This window comes from Comamonas sp. NyZ500 (genome assembly GCF_016772095.1).
GTDB classification, from domain to species: Bacteria; Pseudomonadota; Gammaproteobacteria; order Burkholderiales; family Burkholderiaceae_C; genus Comamonas; species Comamonas thiooxydans.
The window spans coordinates 402,089-421,846 of record NZ_JAEIJE010000001.1 but is presented as its reverse complement, the minus strand read 5'-3'; the positions used below and the strand labels follow the sequence as shown (position 1 = coordinate 421,846).

Genomic DNA, 19,758 nt, shown 5'->3' with positions numbered 1-19,758 from the left:
TGCCCATTGCTTTGCAGGCACTCAATTGCAGACAGCGGCCGACCGGCTGAAGTGACTCCAGCAAAGGCAGGCAAGCAGCGCCCATATCGCGTCATGCCATCCGCTGTGCCTCACTCCTTCGGCATCAGTGCCTGCGCAAAATGTCTGGCTGGCGCAGGCAGGTCGGCAAAGCTATTGGCATACAGCTTGAGGCTGCGCTCTGCCCAGGCATCGGTCAGCGGCACCGCATGCAGAGCACGAGCCTCGCCCAGTCTCTGGTATGCGCCTTCGGGCATGACGCCTACACCCAGCCCGCATTCGATCATTCGGCACATGGCACTCAGGCTGTCGACCTCGATGCGCTGGCGCAGCATTCGTCGGCCGGCGCGGGCTTCCTGATTGAGCACCTCCTGAACGATGCTGCTGTCGCGCAAACCGATCTGGGCATAGTCCAGTGCCTCTTCATAGGCCAGTTCCTGATGATGGGCCAGAGCGTGGTCATTGGGCATGATCAATACCATGCGTTCATGCCGGTACGGCATGGACTCCAGGCCCTCGACTTCGTCGCTTGGACTGCAGACCCCCAGATCAGCCATGTGATCGCGCACAGCACGCGCTACCGAGCGACTGGTTGCCTGACGCAGATCGATGCGGATATCGGGATGATGCTTCACGAAGACAGCAATATCCTCGGGCAAGAACTGCTCCACGGCGGAGGCATTGGCACTGAGGCGCACCAGCCCACGTACGCCCCGCGCATATTCGCCAAGGTCGTCACGCAGGTGTTCGACACCCAGAAGAATCGTGCGCGCATGGGCGAGCAGCAACTCTCCGGCAGGGGTCGGGCGCACCCCGCGGGCATGGCGCAGCAGCAAGGGAGTGCGGGCCAGGGATTCCAGTTCGGCAACACGCTTGCTGACCGCCGAGGCGACCATGCCGCCCTGCTCGGCCGCCCGCGCAATACTGCCGTGCTCGCAAATCAGCACGAACAGATCCAGCGATGAAAGGTCTATCTGGCGCAGAAAGCTGCGCGGCGAAGTGAAGTCGGACATGGGGCGATGACAAGCAGGCGCACGGAAGCGCAGCCAGGGATTTCAAACAGGACGCAGCGGTCAACACCCAGATGCGCAGCTCAAGCCATCACGTTTTGGAACGGCTCGATGAATTTTAGCCACTTCTTGCCGCAAGCCTGCCTACTTAACATGCCCACTTTGCCAACACACACGCTCATGCTTCTTTCCGCTTCCGACGCCCCACGCGTTGCCCGGGCCCTGGTCGGCCTCGGCGCTGTACGCATTGCTTCGCATCAACCGTTCATCTACACCTCGGGCTGGGCCAGCCCGGTCTATGTGGATGCCCAGGTCCTGATGTCCGATGTCGCTCTGCGCAGCGAAAGCATGGACATCGCAGCTCGCTGCATGCGGCCACTGGTTGCAGCCCGCGGCATCAATGCCATCGTGGGAACCGAAAGCTCGGGCATTGCCTTTGCGGCATGGCTGGCCGAGCGACTTGAGCTGCCCATGCTCTATCTGCGCAAGCGTCCTGTCGGCTGGGACATCACAGCCCAGCTCGAAGGCCGCCTGCCTGTCGATGCCAAGGTCCTGCTGGTGGATGACGTCACCACAGACGGTCGCTCCAAGGCCGGGACGGTTGCCGCCCTGCGCCGCGCCGGTCCCGTGGTCGAGGACGTGCTGGTTCTGCTCGACTATGCGCTCTATGCCCCCCAAGCAGGCACCCTGGCCGATCACGCCTTGTCCCTGCATGCTCTGGCGACCTGGAATCAGCTGCATGAAGCGCTGCTTGCGAGCGGACAGCTCAGTGCCGAGCAAAAGGCCACGCTGGCGGACTTCTCGGCCTCGCCCGTGGACTGGTCCATCCGACACGGAGGTAGCGGAGCATGATGGCCTGCAACACCATGACGGATACCAGCGCACTCGCGCAAGCCCTGCTCTCTGAAATTCGCGATGCCACCCGCGACGGCCTTGGCGTCACTCGCGAAAGCTACGGCGAAGGCGAGACTGCTGCGCTGCGCATACTTGAGGAGCGGGCCGAAGATCTGGGCCTGAACCATGAATGGGATCGAGCCGGCAACCTGTGGTTGAGTCTGCCAGAGGAAAACCGGACGGAACCCTACGTCGTCGTTGGCTCTCATGCCGATTCCGTGCCGCAGGGCGGCAACTTCGACGGACTGGCAGGCATTGTCGCCGGCATGCTGATGCTGCTTCAGCTGCGCGGCCGCCACGAACAGGCTCCGCCACTGCGCGTTCTGGCCCTGCGCGGCGAGGAAAGCGCCTGGTACGGAAAGGCCTACCTCGGCTCTCTGTCCCTGCTGGGCAAGCTGCCCGCCGCCACATTGAAACGCCCTCACCGCGATGGCGCAGGCGTGCTGAGCGAAGCCATGTCGCGCTGCGGCGCCGATATCGACGCCATTCAACGCGCCGAGCCGCTGCTGGATCTCGCGAATATATCTGCCTATCTGGAGTTGCACATCGAGCAGGGGCCGGTCATGGTCAATCGCGGCTGGCCGGTGGCCCTGGTCACAGGCATCCGCGGCAACGTCCGCCACAACCTGATCCGCTGCATCGGCGAAACCGGCCACTCGGGTGCCGTGCCGCGCTGGCTGCGCAAGGATGCATTGCTGGCGGTTGCCGAGCTGCTGTCACGCATGGACGAACACTGGCGCGTGCTGCTGCAGATGGGCATGGACATGGTGATGACCACAGGCATCTGCTCCACCTCGGCACAATCGCATGCCGTTTCCGTCATTCCCGGCGAAGTGGCATTCAGCTTCGAGGTGCGCAGCCAGGACACCCAGACACTGGAGCGCTTCTACACCCTGATGCGCGAAGAGTGTCAGGCCATAGAGCGCGCCCGCGGCGTGCGTTTCGAGTTCGACGAGCGCCTGTTCACAGAGCCTGCCACCATGGATGCAAGCTGGCTGAATCGTCTGGAAGCAGCCGCTGAGCAAGGCATGAAACTGGAGCGCATGGCAAGCGGTGCCGGTCACGATGCAGCAGTGTTCGCCAATGCAGGCGTGCCATCGGCCATGGTCTTCATTCGCAACGAAAATGGCTCGCACAATCCGCATGAAGCCATGGACATCGGCGACTTCCTGGCAGGAGTGGATTTGTTGACTCGCGCGCTGATTGCCTGAACCCTGCCCGCTCTAGCCGGGCACTTCCGAGCGTATTGCAAGCCGGCAGCCATGATTGCGCTGCCGCCTGCTACCGGGACGCCAGTCTTGGTAGCCAGGCTGCCCCTCGCCCAAGCCCAGGCTCGACTCAAGCGAGGGGGCATCGAGCTGTTCTCGACCTTTCAGATGACTGCCTTGAGCAGATTTTCCACATTCTCGTTCGATATGAATTTCTCGCTATTCGTCCAAGCGACAAATGCATCCGGACGAACCAGTATCAAGTCTGCCCCATAGCGCGCAAACTCATCCGTTTTTGCGGTTTCAACAATGGTCAGAGGCAGCTGCCTGGTGCCGGCAACATACCGAAACGTCTCAAGCGTTTGCGCAGGCATATCGGCTGCCAGCAGCGTGTAGCCCTCCCCCAAATGCTCGAATGCATTCCGGCCATCGTCGAGCGCGGCTGGAGCCAGGTGGTGACCGGCACGTGCGGTGAATATGTGTGAGCCCTTGGCACTGCAATTGCCGATGGCCGACTCCCGAGCACTGCGCACAATTGGAGAGCCTTCATAGTTGGGCTCGAAAGCATGAACCTCACCTGCGGCCCCATTTGCCCGCTGACTCCAGGCTGCTTCAAAGGCGCTTCTATCCTTTTCTGGATCGAAGCTGGCCAGAAACTGGTGATCGGTCTCTATGGACTTGGCAATAAAGTCGTCAATGGTGGATCTGAATACAGGACGGCGCTCCTGGTCATAGGAGTCCAGCAGCTTTTCGCTGCCCCAGCCCTCCAGCACGGCTGCCAGCTTCCACCCGAGATTACGTGCATCTTCCAGGCCTGAGTTCACCCCATAGCCGCCATAGGGTGGATGACTGTGCGCTGCATCCCCGGCGATAAAGACCCGGCCTGAGCGATAGCTGTCGGCAAGCATGAAGCGCAGATCCCAGAAGCCTATATGCTCGAACTCGACATCAAAAGATGCTCCGACAGCATCTTCCAGATAAGCCTGGAAGTCGAAGTTGTCTGCCGTGGTTCCCGGTGGCACTGGCGCATGGAAGAACCAGGTATTGCCCAGATCGACGCGGCCGAAGAATTTCCAGTAGCCCTTGAGTTCAGGCTGAAGCACGTTGTAGTAAGACTTGCCGGGAAAGCGCTCAAGCAACTTGTGCAGTCCCTGTGAGCGGAATACGAGCAGTACCATGAGGCGATCATGATCGGTCTTGGTCTGGCTGATGCCCGCTTGCTGCCGGATGCCAGAGCGTGCTCCATCACAGCCCACGACATAACTAGCCCGCAGCGTCTTGCTATCCGATCCGTTCTTTTCGGACACCGTGACGCTGACACCCTCGTCGTCCTGCCGCAAGCTATCGAAATTCCAGCCATAAAAGGTTTCAACAGAGGGCAGCTCGGCGGCTCTATCCCGCAGAACCGCTTCCGTGGCGTACTGAGGCAGGCGCTCGTTCGCAGTGAAGTAATAAGGCTTGACGAGATCGCGCTGAAGCCAGTCGTAAGAATAAGACCCCAGCAATGTGTTGTAGGCCGTCAGGCCCCCTATGCCGTATTCGGGCGGGATGGTACGAGCTGCGCGAAGCTCCTTTTCTGCACCCCAGGCGTGAAAATGCTCCATGGTGCGCTGGGTCAGGTTCTGCCCCTTGGGAATCGGTTGCGGCTTGGCGTAGCGCTCCACGACGATACAGCGGATACCGCGCTGGCCCAGCTCTATAGCCAGCCCCATGCCCACGGGGCCGCCGCCCACGATGATTACATCTGCATCCTTGTCTGGCGCTTGTGTCTGATTGACTTGCATATTCATTTGATCTTCTTGTTATGGCTGGCTTATTCGGCAGTAATGCCCTGGGTCTTGATGAGATTGCCCCAGCGCCTAGCATCGGCTTCGATCAAGGTTTGGAAGGCCTGGGGAGTGCTGTGCTGGGGTGTCATGCCCTGGGACTCGAAGGCTTTGGCAACTTCAGGCTGAGCAAGAATGCTCTTCAGGGCTTCGTTGATGCTGCGCACAAACTCGGGAGACAGGCCTTTGGGCCCCAGCAAGCCATACCACATATCCACATTCATATCGCCCAGGTTCAGGCTCCTCAGCGAGGGCGCCTGAGGCAGCAGCGGGGATGGCGTGTCTGAACTGATCGCAAGCGCGCGAAGCTTGCCTGCCTTGATGTGCTGCAAAGCAACGTGGATAGGGAGAAACATCAGATCAATCTGTCCGCCCAGCAAGTCGGTCAAGGCCGGGGCCGTACCGCGATAGCTGACATGTGTGAGCGATATCCTGGCTTTGCTCTTGAGCAGCTCTGTTGCCAGGTGATGGGGGGTTCCGGCACCGGGCGAGCCATAGTTCAGCATGCCCGGATTTTTCTGTGCATAGCTGATGAGCTCCTTCAGATCCGTGATCCGGGATTGAGAGCCCGTGACCAGCACCAATTGACCTACGCTGGTCTGGCTGATGGCACTGAGATCGCGAACCGGGCTATATCCCATCTTCGGATATAGCTCGGTATTCATCACCAATGTGTTCACGGTGACAAGCAAAGTCGTTCCGTCGGGAGTGGACCGGACCACCTCCAGGGTACCGATGTTGCCCGAGGCCCCAGGCTTGTTGTCCACGATGAAGGGACGCTGAAAGCGCTCCGAGAGCTTGGGACCGATGACTCGAGCAATCAGATCGATACCCGTGCCTGGTGTGAATGGCACAACCAGCCGCACAGGAGCCTGCGTATTCGCGAATGCCGAAAGCCCGAGAGGGCCCGTCGTGGCTGTGGCAGCCAGGGTAATAAGTGCCTTGCGGCGGCTGAGGGCCAGCCCTCCTATTGAAGGTGTAAGCATGGTGTCTCCTTGTGTTTTGTGCTGCAATTGCACCGCGTCCATTGATTTGAATCAAACGGGAATTTTTGGTGAATTCATCAGTAAAGCTGATTAATGTCGGGAGCCGTCAACTGCAGGCGTTTCTCGAGATATGCAGGTGCGGCAGCTTTGCGGCAGCGGCAGAGCGCATTCATCTGTCTCCTTCAGGAGTCAGCATGCTGGTCAAGGAGCTTGAGCGCCAATTGGGGGTCAGGCTCTTCGAGCGAACCACACGTGCAGTGGCATTGACCGACGCAGGCCGGCTGCTGCAGCCCTATGCCGAGAGAGTGGTGACGGAACTGCGGCAACTGGGTGTCGCGTTACAAGGCAGCACCTTGGCCTCTCGGTCAACCCTGACCATTGCCGCGACGCCTGTGATCGCGACCTGTCTTTTACCGAAGGTCGTGGCTGAATTTGCACGCAAACATCCCGAGGTGCGAATCCAGGTCATGGATGGCAGCCTCGATTCCGTTCGGCAAGCCGTTCTTGAAGGACATGCCAACATGGGCATGGCATTTTTTGTGAAGCCTGCGGCTGGCCTTCTCAGAGAATCGGTGTGCAGATTCCGGCTCATGAGCATCAGCCCAGGAGAGAGGCGGCGCAACACACATGTCCAGAACCGAACATGGAAATCTCTGGATGGCCTACCCATGATTGCTTTGCCGATGTCAAACCCGATTCAGGCCTTGATTGACAAGCATCTTCCCAGCGTCAAGGCAAGCCAGGAAGAGCGGGCAGAAATGAATTTTCTGGGCACCATGATTGCCATGGTGGAAGCAGGCCTGGGTAACGCGGTCGTACCCTCCTTCATGATGGAGGAATGCCTGCAGCACGGCTTGAACATAGCGATGCTGACCGAACCAGCCGTTCACCTCAATATGTACGTCGCGCTACGGAGAGGCGCAGATCGACAGCTTGCCGAGACTCAATTCATAGAAGCCTTGAAAATGCATATTGCCATGTCAGATGACCTGGCTTGACGCCCCTCCTCTGAATCCATCCGTCCTCGCATATGGCCTGAAAACTCGAACCCTGGCGTCTCGTGCAACTCTCACGCCAGTTCGAAATTTCTGACCAAGCCTCTCGCAATAGCTGCTATCGATAGGGGCAGTCATCGATCGGCAGCAACTTGATGACGGTTTTCAGCCCTCGCGGAACATTTGCATCACTCCATCTATTTGCTCCATCCGCTTTAGATCTGTGGAACGCCTAGATTGCTGTTGACGTGGCGCTGTTGGAAAAACGTGGTCATGATTGCTGGGTATCATTTCATTGGCACCTCTTTCGAGACATGTGGCTTGCTCTGCAAGCTCATGCCATCACACACAGCCAGGGCCTTGAACTCCGGTTCAAGACGGTCACATTCGCTTGACTTCATCTTTCGTGCTATCTCCAGAACGCCAGGGATTCATCCTTACTCGCAATTGGCGAGACACACCGGCGGGCGTCGAGCTTGAGTATTGGCTGGCAACCGATAGCGGCCCCCTGAAGGTCCTCCTGACTGCACAGAAATCTGTGGCTTTCGTCGAGGCCCGGCACAGAGAAGCGGTAGAAGCGCAACTCCCGCCCCTGGCTGGAGCGGAATTGCGGGAACTGGGACTGAAGAGTTTTCAGCAAGAGCCCGTCTTGGGTATCTATGCCAGGAGTTTTCGTCAATTACGGCGACTTGCACGCACTCTCCAGCAACTAGGCATTCCCCTTCTGGAAGCCGATGTTCGACCGCATGAGCGTTACTTGATGGAGCGCTTCATCACGGCGGGCGTCACGCTGCAAGGCGGGCGGACAGAACATGCGACGCTGGTGAACTGCAAGCTTGTTCCTGCGCCCGATTTCCGGCCGGTTCTGAAGGTCGTGTCATTGGACATCGAGACCAGTCAGCACCAAGATCTGTATTCGATCGCACTGGACGGCATGGTGGAGCGCGTCGTTTTCATGCTGGGTGAGGCTCCTGCCAAACCCGTAAGAACGCCTGGTTTCGAGCTGATTCATTGCTCAACACGCAAAGCCATGATTGACAGGCTCAACGACTGGTTTGCACGCAATGATCCGGACGTCATCATTGGATGGAATGTCATTCAGTTCGACCTGCGTGTGCTGCAGAAAACTGCAGACGAATGTGCAACACCGCTACTCCTTGGGCGTGAGCGCAAGCCCATTGCATGGCGAACCCATCCCGGCAAACAAGGCTATCTGTTTGCTCCCATGCCAGGACGAGTTGTCGTTGACGGGATTGAAGCGCTCAGGGCCGCGGTCTGGAGCTTCCCGTCCTTCAGCCTCGAGAACGTCGCGCAGGAGCTTCTGGGCGAAGGCAAGGACATCGGAGACGAATACGACAAGATGGCGGAAATCGAGCGGCGCTACCAGCTAGACAAGCCCGCTCTTGCAGCCTACAACATACGCGACTGCGAGCTGGTTCTACGAATCTTCGAAAAGGCGAAGCTGCTGCGGTTTGCGATGGAGCGCGCCCACACCACGGGCCTGCAGCTCGACCAGTTCGGTGGCTCCATTGCTGCATTCAGCCATCACTATTTGCCACGCATGCACCGCATGGGATATGTCGCGCCCAACGTGGGCGATGTTCAAGGAAAGTCCTCCCCCGGCGGCTATGTCATGGACTCCAAGCCTGGCTTCTACGACTCCGTCGTGGTTCTGGACTACAAGAGTCTCTATCCATCAATCATCCGCACCTTCCTCGTCGACCCCGTGGGTTTGGTAGAAGGTCGACATGCCAGCTCTTCTGAGCTTTTGATCAAAGGCCCAAGGGGCACGCTCTTTTCTCGCGAGAAGCACTGTCTCCCGGAAATCGTGACCACCCTCTGGCAGGCCCGAGATGAGGCCAAACGCACCAGGAACGAGCCACTGTCGCAAGCGCTCAAGCTGGTGATGAACTCATTCGCTGGGGTGCTAGGCGCGTCGGAATGCAGATTCTTCAATCCGGATCTGATTTCAGCCATTACCTTACGTGGCCACGAAATGGTGAAGCTCACAAGGGATCTGGTCGAAGAGCGCGGATACGAAGTTATTTATGGAGACACGGACTCCATCTTTATTTGGCTCAAGCGGCCCCATACCACCGAAGAGGCATATGCCGTGGCTGCCAAGCTGGCCCGGGACATCAACGCGTGGTGGATTCAAACCCTGCACCAAGAGCAAGGCCTGAAGAGCTTTCTCGAGATCGAGTTCGACACGTACTACAAGAAATTCTTCATGCCCACCATCCGCGGCTCGGACGTCGGCAGCAAGAAGCGCTACGCCGGCTTGAGTGCAGATACCGCCGGAAACGAATCGATGATCTACCGCGGCCTTGAAATGGCACGCAGCGACTGGACGCTGCTGGCTCGGCAGTTCCAGGAGGGCTTGCTCTCGCGAGTCTTCCAAGGTGTCCCCTACCGCGAGTTTGTCATCGAGTACGCCCATTCGACACTGGCGGGCAAGAAGGATGATCTGCTCATCTATCGCAAACGCCTGCGACATCGCCTGGATGCCTACGTGGCCAACGTGCCACCACAGGTCCGTGCCGCTCGCATTGCCGACGAGTACAACGATCGCGTGGGGCGCCCCAGACAGTACCAGAACGGCGGCTGGATCCAATACGTCATGACCAAGAATGGCCCTGAGCCTTTGGAAATCCGCCGCTCACGCATCGATTACGAGCACTATCTGGCGAAACAGATCAAGCCGATTGCCGACTCGATCTTGATCCCTCTCGGAGAGGATTTCGTCACTCTGACATCCTCTCAGCAGGAGCTTTTCTAGCGATCCAGGCTCATGCTCTCACGCTTTCTGGAAAGGCAGCTCGCGTGGTGTATGGCCGCTCAGCTTGGCGATGGCGTTGGCAAAAGCAGGTGCCAATGGCGGCACACCCGGCTCACCCATACCCGTGGGCGCATCGGCACTCGGCACGATATGCACGGAGATCGCGGGCATATCGGTTAAGCGGGCCACGGTGTAATCATTGAAGTTACCCTGCTCCACCTGTCCATCCTTGAAGGTGATCGCAGCCCCAGGCAAGCACATGCCAAGGCCCATCAGGGCACCACCCTGCACCTGAGCCTCGACACTCCGAGGGTTCACCGCCAGATTGCAATGCACGCCAGCTGTAACCGTATGCAGCTTGGGAGCACCATCCTTCATCGATGCCTCGACCACATAGGCAACCACCGAGTCGAAAGACTGGTGCACAGCCACTCCCCAGGCTCTGCCCTCGGCCAGTTGGCGCTTTCCGTAGCCCGACTTTTCGACTGCCAGCTGCAACGCGGCCTTGTGACGCGGATGCCTGTCGCCAAACTGCTGCAGCCTGTATGCGACAGGATCTTGCTTTACAGCTCGGGCAATTTCATCCATCAAGGTCTCCATCACATAAGCGGTGTGCGTAGAGCCCACGCTGCGCCACCAGAGAACCGGCGCATTGAGCTCGGGGTGATGCACCGAGAGTCGCATCGGCAGGTCGTACGGCTCTTTCATTCCTTCAACCGTAGTGGTGTCCACTCCGTTCTTGACCATGAAGCCCTCAAACGCCGTGCCTTTGGCAAGCGACTGGCCTACGATCACATGGTCCCAGGCGATCACCTTTCCCTTATCGTCAAAACCTATTTCGGCGCGATGCACATGCATGGGTCGGTAATAGCCCCCTTTGACATCGTCCTCGCGGCTCCAGATCATGCGCACCGGTGCCTCAATACCAGATGTTCTGGCGGCCTTGGCAATCTCGCAGGCTTCGGCCACGTAGTCACTGCGCGGGTTGGCGCGGCGGCCGAAACCGCCCCCTGCCATCTGAACATTGACTCGGACATTCTGCGGTGCCACGCCAAGCACGCGCGCAGCCGTTGCAACTTCCCAGCCCGGGGCCTGCGTGCCCAACCAAAGCTCAACCTTGGCGTCCTTTCCTGCACCTGTCACACGCACCGTGCAGTTCAGCGGCTCCATCGGCGTATGGGCAAGGTAGGGGAAGACATATTCGGCAATGATTTTGTGAACAGCACCGTTCAATGCCGAAACATCGGCATCGAACTTGAGTGCGCCCGCCTTCCTGGCCAATTCACGATACTGCGCCAGTTGCCGAGCCGAATCGACTTTGCCAACCGCCGCGCTGTCCCACTGGATTTTCAGGGCATCGCGACCCTGCTTGGCTGGCCAATAACCATCGGCCAGCACCGCAACCAGCTCGCCCCCCCACACGCTGGGCACACGAAGCACTGCACGCACACCCTTGATGGCTTTGGCTGCCGCATCGTCCACCGATTGAATCTTGCTTCCATACACCGGCGGATGCGCCACAACCGCGGTCAACATACCCGGCAGATGCATGTCGATGCCGTAGGACTGTCTGCCGCTGGACTTGGCGCGTGCATCGAGCCGTCCCGTGGCATGACCGATGATGCGAAAGTCTTTGGCGTCCTTGAGCTTCACCTGCTGCGGAACAGGCATCTTCATGGCCTCATCCGCCAATTCGCCATAGCCCAGCTTCTTGCCCCTAGGCCCGATCACCTGCCCTGCCTGAGTGCGCAGGGACTGCGGGTCTACACCCCAGCGCTTGGCAGCCGTGGCCAGCAGCATGGAGCGGGTTCGCGCCCCCAGTTCACGATACTGGACATACGAGTTCTTGATGGCAGTGGAGCCGCCCGTGAGATGCATTCCCATGACCGGATCCAGATATGCGGGATCGGCATTGCCGTGCGCGCTCTGCACCTTGGACCAATCGGCGTCCAGCTCTTCGGCCAGCACCATGGGCAGGCCGGTTTGCACGCCTTGGCCGAACTCCAGACGGTTGATGGTGATCGTCACCGCTCCATCGCGGTCAATCTTCACAAAAGCCGATGGCTGCTGGTAAGGCTTGAGTGCGCTTGTAGAAACCTCTTCGTTACCCTTCGCTTGTGCCGACACAGCCGCGGGAAATACACCCAGCGCGAAACCCGAGGCCGTCGCCAGCTTGAGGAAATCGCGCCGCTCGAGCTTTAGGCCTGCATCTATGGAGTCAGCCGCCAGCGCACGCAGACCTTTGGGCAGATCGGCAAAAAGATGGTTGGGAATAGGCATGGGATGTGCTCCTTCTTTTAGGCCGACAGGTTTTTGGCAGCATCGTGGATGGCTGCACGAATGCGTGTATAGGTTCCGCAGCGGCAGATATTGCCCGCCATGGCTGCATCGATATCCGCATCGCTGGGCTGGCGATTGCTTTTGAGCAGCGCGGTCGCACTCATGATTTGCCCACTTTGGCAATAGCCGCATTGCGCCACATCGTTGCGAACCCACGCATCTTCGACAGCCTTGCCCACCTTGTCTGCGGCCTGCGCTTCGATGGTGTCGATTTTTTGCCCTTGCGCCGCCGATATGGGCGTAATGCAAGAACGGATGGCCTGGCCATTCAGATGCACAGTGCATGCCCCGCACATGGCCATGCCGCAACCGAATTTGGTCCCTGTCATACCCAGTGTGTCACGCAGGGTCCAGAGGATGGGCGTTGAAGGATCCACATCAGCCGATGCGGGCTTGCCGTTGAGAGTGAATTTGACAGGCATGGGGGGGCTTTCTTGTTTGCTTTTCGACACGGTGACTGCTGCAGGCACCTGGGCAGCGCGTGAAGCAGAGGCAGTGTGCGCCAGGCAATGCAAAAGAAAAAGTCAAGCAGACTATTTAAGTTATTAAGTTTTACTTAAAAATAGAGGACATGAAACCCGAAATACTCGCCTATCTGGCGGCCTTTGAGCAGGTAGCTCAGCATCGCAGTCTGACCTACGCCGCCCACGCCATCGGGGTCACGCCGGCCGCCCTGTCCCAGACGATCAAGAAGCTGGAAACCCGTCTGGATGTACGCCTGTTCGATCGAACAACGCGCAGCCTCAACCTGACAGAAGCCGGAAGAATCTATCTGGAACGCATTTCCCCGGCTCTCACCAACCTGCGCGAAGCGACCGAGGATCTTCAGCTCCAAGCTGGCGTCGAAGGCGGCACGCTGCGCCTCACCATCTCTCATCCTGCTGGCCAGGTGCTCGTCGAGCCCATGCTCGCCGAGTTCTTTGCAATGCATCCGCACATTCACGTCGAGCTGGTCTATGACGACGGCTTTGTGGACATCGTGCGAGAAGGCTTTGACGTCGGCATACGCAATGGCGAGTCGCTGGAGGGCGATATGGTTGCCGTGCCACTCACACAGGATCTGACCATGTGTTTCGGTGCATCTCCTGCTTACCTCAGGACACACGGCACACCCGAGCATCCCGACGAGCTGGAGCAGCACCTATGCATCAACTACCGCATGAGCAGCAGCGGCGCACTCTACAAGTGGGAATTCAATATCGACGGCAAACTGAGCGAGCGCTCCGTGAGCGGGCCACTGACAGTCAACCATAGCGACACGGCCATGCGCGCAGCCCTTGATGGCATTGGCGTGATTACCGGCTGGCGTGAATCCATGACCGACGCATTCAACACAGGCCAGTTGATTGAAGTACTGAAACCCTATTGGGCAAGCTTCCCGGGCTTTTATGCTTATTACCCACACCGCACACACCTGCCTCTCAAGACCCGGATATTTCTTGATTTTCTGGTCCAGCATGTGCAGCGCAATGGCTTGTCCGAAACAGCCCGCGGGCAAATGAAGCCCTGACCGTGGCTGCTTCTGATGTCTTTCTTGATCAGCGACTTCCCGTCATTTATACGTTTAAGCCCCATGTCTCATCGCCGGATATTCTTCAAAGGACGGAAATCCCCCTGCCGTAGCTTGGCAACGATGGTTGCTGCTCAGGTCCGCATCGCGAGCTACCGTCAACGCCAGGTTTCTGGCCAGCAGGAGAGTATGAATGTCAGTTCCAGCCCGATGATTTGCTTGAAGTCCGCCATCAGGGCTCTGGAACAAGCGCTGCAGACTCCATGCTGCCGTTCAAACCGAGCAAGAGCAGATCCTGCGCGACGATTTCTACATCCAATGATCTAGTTAAGTTTGAGCCCCAAAGAATTCATGGGATCAATATAAATAACCGTCTCTCTTAAATAAGCTTCGGTAGATCTGATCTTCAGCTTGCAAAAATGGTTTGAATTGCTTGTAGTCCTTGTATGCAACCTCAAAACCTGTATTTTCTAGTTGATCCACAAAGCCCGTGTCTTTGATCACGTTGTTGATCTCGGCGGATAGAAATAGAGCCAGTTCGGAGGACGCTCCCTTGGGAAGAAAGATTCCTTGCCAGTATTCAAAGCTGACGCCCTGGAGCCCCCTCTCCTGAAACGTAGGAATATCGGAGAAACGCTTAGACCTGTGGGCCGATGCAATGCCCACTGCGTGCATCTTTTGGCTTTGCAGATGGGGGGCTATGGGAGCAAGCCCCGCAAAGAGCAGGTCCACTTGTTTGCCCATCAGGCTTGCAGTTGCGGAAGCAGCTCCCCCGTATGGAACATGCAATAGCTCCACACCCAGGGCTTTGCCCAAGCTCTCTCCCACCAAATGCTGCAAGCTGCCAATTCCTGAGGAGGCGAAACTCAGGCCGCTGGCATTTTTTTGTGCTGCAGTTGCGATATCACTCAGTTGATGTATTGCGGAGTCGCCACGCGTGGCAAGAACAATAGGAGCAGAGGAAATTTTGGCCACTGGCACCATATCAGCGACTTCGCCCGACCCCTGGCTTCTGGTGTAAATGGGATTGATGAAGATCTCGGCAGGCGACGCCAAGAGCAACGTATTTCCATCAGGCTTGGATTTCGCAACATAGTTCGCGGCAATGGCTCCACCTGCCCCCACTCTGTTTTCCACATAGACGGAACGCTGCAATCGCGCTGAGAGCTGGGTTGCAAACGCGCGCGCCAAGGTATCCATAGCACCACCGGCTTCGAATCCGACAACGATTTTGACGGGTTGGCGAGACGCAGCCTTGTCGGCACAGGCTGCACTCATTAGCAGCCCGCAAAGCAGGCAAGCTCGAATTAGCGTCGCAGCAAAGTTCATCTATCGGAGAACAGAGAGGTTTTGAGTGCTCGCACTCAGGGCATTCAGGGCGGGAGGCAATGCTGTGCGAAAGCTTGAAATCAGCGGTAATCTGCCGAGCAGGCATAAAAATGAGGGTTACTCAAATCTCGCTTGCCGTAGCTCAGAACATCTCCATTGAGCGCATGAATCTGGCCGCCTGCCGCGGCCAGCACCGCATGACCCGCAGCGATATCCCACTCCATGGTGCGCCCCAAGCGTGGATAGAGGTCAGCCTCTCCCTCTGCGATCAGACAAATCTTGAGCGATGAGCCTGCACTTTTGAGTGACCGCACCAAGCGCCCATTGAGAAACTGATCAAGCGCATCGGCATCGCCGTGTGAACGACTGGCCACCACATCAAGGCCATCCTCCGGAATGCTTCTGCATTCGATGGCTTGGCGCTTTCCCTGCACCTCCAGCAATGCGCCAAGTCCTCTGGCTCCCGCGTACATGCGATCCAGCGCTGGAGCGAAAACGACACCCAGCACAGGGGTTCCATTTTCGATCAGCGCGATATTGACTGTGAACTCGCCATTGCGGTTGATGAATTCCTTGGTGCCATCAAGAGGATCAACCAGCCAGAAGCATTGCCCCATCTCAGGCACATATCCCGCTGCAGCCGCCTCCTCGGAGACGACGGGAAACTGCGACTGCAAGGCGCCCAGACGCTCAAGAATCAGGCGCTCGGCCTTTTCGTCGGCTTCAGTCACGGGCGATGCATCCTGCTTGCCCCGTACCTCAAAGTCGCAGCGGTAGATCTTCATGATTAAAGCACCCGCTTCACGGGCGATGGCCATTACGTCTTCAAGCAGTGCGCTTCGAGTCTGAGTCACAAAAATCTCCTGTTTTGTTATTCATGTGGTCCGTTTGGCCTATGCGCCGATCAGAGGACAGGCCGACAGTAAATGCGTCCGGATCTTCGCGAATAAGCGAGTGAATGTTTAACAGGAATGCGCATGGCTGTTGGTAAGAAACTCAGTGTCCAGGAAATCAATCCACTGCGAATTCAAGCCGTGAAATTGCGGCTTGAAGGCAAAACGCTCAAAGAGGTCGGCAAGGCGACCGGCCTGTCCACACCAACCATCATTGCCGCCCACAAAGCCTGGCTGGAAGGGGGATGGAGCGCTGTCCTTGTGCGCGAGCGAGGCCGCAAACCTGGCGAAGGCCGCTCCTTGTCGGCCATACAGGAGCAGGACATCTATGTGCAACTGGTCAGCACCCAGCCCGCCGACCATGGCCTGCCGTTTTTGCTGTGGCAGCTGGAAGCCATGCAGCAGCTGATCTTGCAGCGCCAGCAGCTTGACTTGCCCGAGCGTACCAACGCCCAGTACCTGCAGCGCTGGAACCTGAATGCCGACCGCCCTGCAAAGCGCATGAAGCAGGCATCCAGCAATGTGCAGCGCTGGTATGCCACCACTTATCTGGATATTTGCGAGCAGGCCCGAAAAGAGAGCGCCAGCATTGTCTGGATCGATGATTTTGGTGCCCACAACAACTGCCCCGGACGCCTGAGGCATGGCATCTTGCGTGCCGTCAACAACCGCGGCAAGGTGTATTGGCAACCGTATGAAGGCAGCCTGTGCGCTGCGCATCTGGAAGATTTTTTTGATCGCCTCAGGTGCTCCAGCGAGGGCAAGATCTTTGGCCTGCTTGCCGCCATGCAGTGGCAACGCGCAGCCACCTTTTCATCGCTTGCCAGCGACAGCCACGACCGGCTGCGCCTGTTTCATCTGCCTGCTGCCACAGAGATGCTCAGCCAGTCGAACGAATTGGCCAGCCGCATCTTGAAGACTGCGCAAGACCTATCGCTGGTACCGAAGAACACCTATGCCAGAACCCCAACGTCAACGAAGCTGGACCCTATGGCGAGCATGGCGCAGCAACTTCTAAAACATCAATTCGCGCAAAGATTTGATTTAACGGACTCCTACAGTTGGCAGCACCCAAAACAAAAAACCAAGGAGAAATCTGTGGTGCTGACTCATTTGCAAAGGCTGGAAGCCGAAAGCATTCAGGCCATGCGCGAGGTTGTTGCCGAGGCAGAAAACCCCGTCATGCTCTACTCCATCGGCAAGGACAGTGCGGTCATGCTGCATCTGGCGATGAAGGCCTTCTACCCCGCCAAGCCGCCCTTCCCCTTGCTGCATGTGGACACGACCTGGAAGTTTCAGGACATGTACCGCTTTCGTGATCAGATGGCAGCCAAGCTGGGCATGGACCTGCTGGTCCACATCAACCCAGAAGGTCTTGAAATGGGCATCAGCCCGTTCAAGCATGGCTCGCAAATTCATACCGACGTCATGAAGACCGAGGGCCTGAAGCAAGCTCTCGACAAGTATGGCTTCGACGCCGCCTTTGGTGGCGCGCGCCGCGATGAAGAGAAGTCTCGCGCCAAGGAACGCATCTTTTCCTTCCGCTCGGACCAGCACCGCTGGGATCCCAAGAACCAGCGTCCGGAACTCTGGCATCTGTACAACACACGCAAGAACAAAGGCGAATCAATCCGAGTGTTCCCGCTGTCCAACTGGACCGAGCTGGATATCTGGCAATACATCTATCTCGAAAACATCCCCATCGTTCCACTCTATTTTTCAGCGCCTCGCCCAGTGGTGGAGCGAGACGGCACGCTGCTGATGGTCGATGACGAGCGCATGCCGCTCAAGAGTGGCGAAGTTCCCATGATGCGCAATGTTCGCTTTCGCACCCTGGGCTGCTACCCCCTGACGGGTGCCGTCGAATCCGACGCTAATAGCTTGCCCAAGATCATTCAGGAAATGCTGCTGACCCGTACTTCGGAACGACAGGGCCGGATGATCGACCACGACTCGGCCGCATCCATGGAAAAGAAGAAGCAAGAGGGGTATTTCTGATGTCACATGTATCCGCACTCATCTCTGAAGATATCGAGAAATACCTGAAGGCGCACGAGCAGAAAAGCCTGCTGCGCTTCATCACCTGCGGCAGCGTGGATGACGGCAAGAGCACGCTGATCGGACGCTTGCTGTACGAATCCAAGATGCTGTTTGAGGACCAGATGGAAGCACTGGTCGCGGACTCCAAGAAAGTCGGCACGCAAGGCGGCGAGCTGGACTTCGCGCTGCTCGTCGATGGTCTGGCCGCAGAGCGCGAGCAAGGTATCACCATCGATGTGGCCTACCGCTTCTTCTCGACCGACCAGCGCAAGTTCATCGTGGCCGACACGCCCGGCCATGAGCAGTACACCCGCAATATGGTCACTGGTGCCTCCACCGCCGATGTGGCCGTGGTGATGATCGATGCGCGCCGCGGTGTGCTGACGCAATCCAGGCGCCATAGCTATCTGGCATCGCTGATCGGCATCCGCAAAATCGTGCTGGCCGTCAACAAGATGGACTTGATGGGCTACTCCGAAAAGATCTTCAACGACATCGTGGCCGACTACCGCGAATTCGCCAAGAAGATCAATCTGGAAGACATCACGGCCATCCCCATGTCGGCCTTGCGTGGTGACAACATCACCGAGCAGAGCGAGCACATGCCCTGGTACCGCGGCACCACGCTCATGGGCTATCTGGAGACGGTGGAAATCGACGAAGCGCGCCAGCAAAAGCTGCCGTTTCGCATGCCTGTGCAATGGGTCAATCGCCCCAACCTCGACTTCCGCGGCTTTGCGGGCTGCATTGCCAGCGGCCAGATTCACCCCGGAGACAGCGTCCGCATCCTGCCTAGCGGACGCGTGACCAAGGTTGCGCGCATCGTTACCCAGGATGGAGATCTGCAGCAGGCGGTTGCTGGCCAGTCCGTTACCATGACCTTGGCCGACGAGGTGGACTGCAGCCGGGGCGATGTGATTGCGGTTGCGGATGCACCTTCCGATGTGGCCGATCAGTTCCAGGTCACGCTCATCTGGATGCACGAGCAGCCCATGCTCGGCGGCCGGCCCTATCTGATGAAGATCGGCGGCAAAACGATTCCCGTCACCTTCGCCGCCCCCAAGTACAAGATCAATGTCAACACGCTGGAGCATCTGGCCGCCAAGGAACTGGCGCTCAATGAAATCGGCGTCTGCAATCTGTCCAGCAGCCAGCCTATCGCTTTCGATGCCTATAAGGACAATCGCGAAACAGGCAGCTTCATCCTGATCGATCGCCTGAGCAACGCCACGGTGGGCGCGGGTCTGATCGACTTTTCGCTGCGTCGCTCACAGAACATTCATATGCAGCATGTGAATGTGAACCAGGAAGCGCGTTCCGAACGCCTGCATCAAAAACCTGCCTTGCTATGGTTTACCGGTCTGTCGGGCGCTGGCAAATCCACCATTGCCAATCTGCTAGAAACCCGTTTGCATGCGCGTGGCCGGCATACCTATCTGCTCGACGGCGACAACGTGCGCCACGGCCTCAATCGCGACCTTGGCTTCACCGATGCAGACCGCGTGGAAAACATTCGTCGCGTCGCTGAAGTGGGCAAGCTGTTTGTGGACGCCGGGCTGATTGCCATCACCGCCTTCATCTCGCCATTCCAGGCAGAACGCGAAATGGCGCGCAAGCTGGTGAAGGATGGCGAGTTCCTCGAAGTATTCATCGACACACCGCTTTCCGTTGCCGAAGAGCGTGACCCCAAGGGCCTCTACAAGAAAGTGCGCCGTGGCGAGCTGAAGAACTTCACGGGGATCGACTCACCGTTTGAAGTGCCGGAGTCTCCGGACATTCATATCTCCACCCCCGCGATGACTGCGCAAGAAGCGGTGGACAAGATCATCGCCGAACTGGTGGCCCGCGAAATCATCGCCGCGGAAGACTAAAGCAACTGGATGAACTGTGGCGTTGCCAGCCTTTGCAACGCCCCTCTTTCTTCTTTCAC

General features: G+C 58.0%; 14 protein-coding genes and 1 pseudogene. 8 read left to right on the top strand and 7 right to left on the bottom strand.

What is annotated here, in order from left to right; translation table 11 throughout:
* Positions 1-110 precede the first annotated feature (110 nt).
* A complete protein-coding gene (locus JAO85_RS01910) occupies positions 111-1,031 on the bottom strand; it encodes a LysR family transcriptional regulator (protein WP_003070090.1) in 921 nt (306 codons plus the stop codon).
* Positions 1,032-1,208: 177 nt separating this feature from the next.
* Between JAO85_RS01910 and JAO85_RS01905 the strand changes: the two genes are divergently transcribed.
* Both JAO85_RS01905 and JAO85_RS01900 read left to right on the top strand, forming a co-directional pair.
* A complete protein-coding gene (locus JAO85_RS01905) occupies positions 1,209-1,880 on the top strand; it encodes an orotate phosphoribosyltransferase (RefSeq protein WP_202787318.1) in 672 nt (223 codons plus the stop codon).
* Positions 1,877-3,133: a hydantoinase/carbamoylase family amidase gene (locus tag JAO85_RS01900; RefSeq protein ID WP_202787317.1), complete on the top strand. Its 1,257-nt coding sequence runs from the start codon at positions 1,877-1,879 to the stop codon at positions 3,131-3,133. The genes JAO85_RS01905 and JAO85_RS01900 overlap by 4 nt, the downstream gene beginning before the upstream one ends.
* Before the next feature lie 161 nt (positions 3,134-3,294).
* Here the strand turns inward: JAO85_RS01900 and JAO85_RS01895 are convergent, their stop codons facing one another.
* Positions 3,295-4,920: an FAD-dependent monooxygenase gene (locus JAO85_RS01895; RefSeq protein WP_087863596.1), complete on the bottom strand. Its 1,626-nt coding sequence runs from the start codon at positions 4,918-4,920 to the stop codon at positions 3,295-3,297.
* A gap of 23 nt (positions 4,921-4,943) precedes the next feature.
* Positions 4,944-5,942, bottom strand: coding sequence for a tripartite tricarboxylate transporter substrate binding protein (locus JAO85_RS01890; RefSeq protein WP_057094667.1), 999 nt, complete (start codon positions 5,940-5,942; stop codon positions 4,944-4,946).
* 68 nt (positions 5,943-6,010) lie between these two features.
* Here JAO85_RS01890 and JAO85_RS01885 point away from each other — a divergent pair, with 68 nt between their 5' ends.
* Together JAO85_RS01885 and JAO85_RS01880 are read left to right on the top strand one after the other, a co-directional pair.
* Positions 6,011-6,940, top strand: coding sequence for a LysR family transcriptional regulator (locus tag JAO85_RS01885; protein WP_080771245.1), 930 nt, complete (start codon positions 6,011-6,013; stop codon positions 6,938-6,940).
* A 388-nt stretch (positions 6,941-7,328) separates the two neighbouring features.
* Positions 7,329-9,716 carry a DNA polymerase II gene (locus JAO85_RS01880; protein ID WP_237734660.1) on the top strand — a complete coding sequence of 796 codons (2,388 nt, stop codon included), beginning with the start codon at positions 7,329-7,331 and terminating at the stop codon, positions 9,714-9,716.
* 18 nt (positions 9,717-9,734) lie between these two features.
* On the opposite strand, the gene JAO85_RS01875 is transcribed toward JAO85_RS01880, so the two are convergent.
* Complete coding sequence (locus tag JAO85_RS01875) at positions 9,735-11,996, bottom strand: xanthine dehydrogenase family protein molybdopterin-binding subunit (protein WP_039048600.1); 2,262 nt, start codon at positions 11,994-11,996, stop codon at positions 9,735-9,737.
* A gap of 17 nt (positions 11,997-12,013) precedes the next feature.
* Entirely contained in the window at positions 12,014-12,478 is a 465-nt protein-coding gene (locus tag JAO85_RS01870) for a (2Fe-2S)-binding protein (protein WP_003070120.1), read from the bottom strand.
* Between the two features lie 149 nt (positions 12,479-12,627).
* Between JAO85_RS01870 and JAO85_RS01865 the strand changes: the two genes are divergently transcribed.
* Positions 12,628-13,566: a LysR family transcriptional regulator gene (locus tag JAO85_RS01865; RefSeq protein WP_039048599.1), complete on the top strand. Its 939-nt coding sequence runs from the start codon at positions 12,628-12,630 to the stop codon at positions 13,564-13,566.
* 357 nt (positions 13,567-13,923) lie between these two features.
* On the opposite strand, the gene JAO85_RS01860 is transcribed toward JAO85_RS01865, so the two are convergent.
* On the bottom strand, positions 13,924-14,895 hold the full coding sequence (locus JAO85_RS01860) for a tripartite tricarboxylate transporter substrate binding protein (protein ID WP_039048598.1): 972 nt from the start codon (positions 14,893-14,895) through the stop codon (positions 13,924-13,926).
* An 80-nt stretch (positions 14,896-14,975) separates the two neighbouring features.
* Positions 14,976-15,749, bottom strand: coding sequence for a 3'(2'),5'-bisphosphate nucleotidase CysQ (gene cysQ / locus JAO85_RS01855; RefSeq protein WP_370552187.1), 774 nt, complete (start codon positions 15,747-15,749; stop codon positions 14,976-14,978).
* 117 nt (positions 15,750-15,866) lie between these two features.
* On the opposite strand from cysQ, the pseudogene JAO85_RS25785 reads away from it, so the two are divergent.
* From JAO85_RS25785 to cysN, 3 genes and pseudogenes are all read left to right on the top strand, one after another.
* Positions 15,867-15,983, top strand: a pseudogene (locus tag JAO85_RS25785) (hypothetical protein); the annotation flags it as partial.
* Positions 15,984-16,184: 201 nt separating this feature from the next.
* Complete coding sequence (gene cysD / locus JAO85_RS25780) at positions 16,185-17,786, top strand: sulfate adenylyltransferase subunit CysD (RefSeq protein WP_370552193.1); 1,602 nt, start codon at positions 16,185-16,187, stop codon at positions 17,784-17,786.
* A complete protein-coding gene (cysN, locus tag JAO85_RS01840; RefSeq protein ID WP_202787315.1) occupies positions 17,786-19,699 on the top strand; it encodes a sulfate adenylyltransferase subunit CysN in 1,914 nt (637 codons plus the stop codon). Before cysD ends, cysN begins: the two co-directional genes overlap by 1 nt.
* The last annotated feature ends 59 nt before the right edge of the window (positions 19,700-19,758 follow it).

Excerpts from the sequence above, each read along its gene's own strand:
- JAO85_RS01910 (WP_003070090.1), bottom strand. The coding sequence starts at position 1,031 with ATGTCCGACTTCACTTCGCCGCGCAGCTTTCTGCGCCAGATAGACCTT.
- JAO85_RS01905 (WP_202787318.1), top strand. The coding sequence starts at position 1,209 with ATGCTTCTTTCCGCTTCCGACGCCCCACGCGTTGCCCGGGCCCTGGTC.
- JAO85_RS01900 (WP_202787317.1), top strand. The coding sequence starts at position 1,877 with ATGATGGCCTGCAACACCATGACGGATACCAGCGCACTCGCGCAAGCC.
- JAO85_RS01895 (WP_087863596.1), bottom strand. The coding sequence starts at position 4,920 with ATGAATATGCAAGTCAATCAGACACAAGCGCCAGACAAGGATGCAGAT.
- JAO85_RS01890 (WP_057094667.1), bottom strand. The coding sequence starts at position 5,942 with ATGCTTACACCTTCAATAGGAGGGCTGGCCCTCAGCCGCCGCAAGGCA.
- JAO85_RS01875 (WP_039048600.1), bottom strand. The coding sequence starts at position 11,996 with ATGCCTATTCCCAACCATCTTTTTGCCGATCTGCCCAAAGGTCTGCGT.
- JAO85_RS01870 (WP_003070120.1), bottom strand. The coding sequence starts at position 12,478 with ATGCCTGTCAAATTCACTCTCAACGGCAAGCCCGCATCGGCTGATGTG.
- JAO85_RS01865 (WP_039048599.1), top strand. The coding sequence starts at position 12,628 with ATGAAACCCGAAATACTCGCCTATCTGGCGGCCTTTGAGCAGGTAGCT.
- JAO85_RS01860 (WP_039048598.1), bottom strand. The coding sequence starts at position 14,895 with ATGAACTTTGCTGCGACGCTAATTCGAGCTTGCCTGCTTTGCGGGCTG.
- cysD (WP_370552193.1), top strand. The coding sequence starts at position 16,185 with ATGCAGCAGCTGATCTTGCAGCGCCAGCAGCTTGACTTGCCCGAGCGT.
- cysN (WP_202787315.1), top strand. The coding sequence starts at position 17,786 with ATGTCACATGTATCCGCACTCATCTCTGAAGATATCGAGAAATACCTG.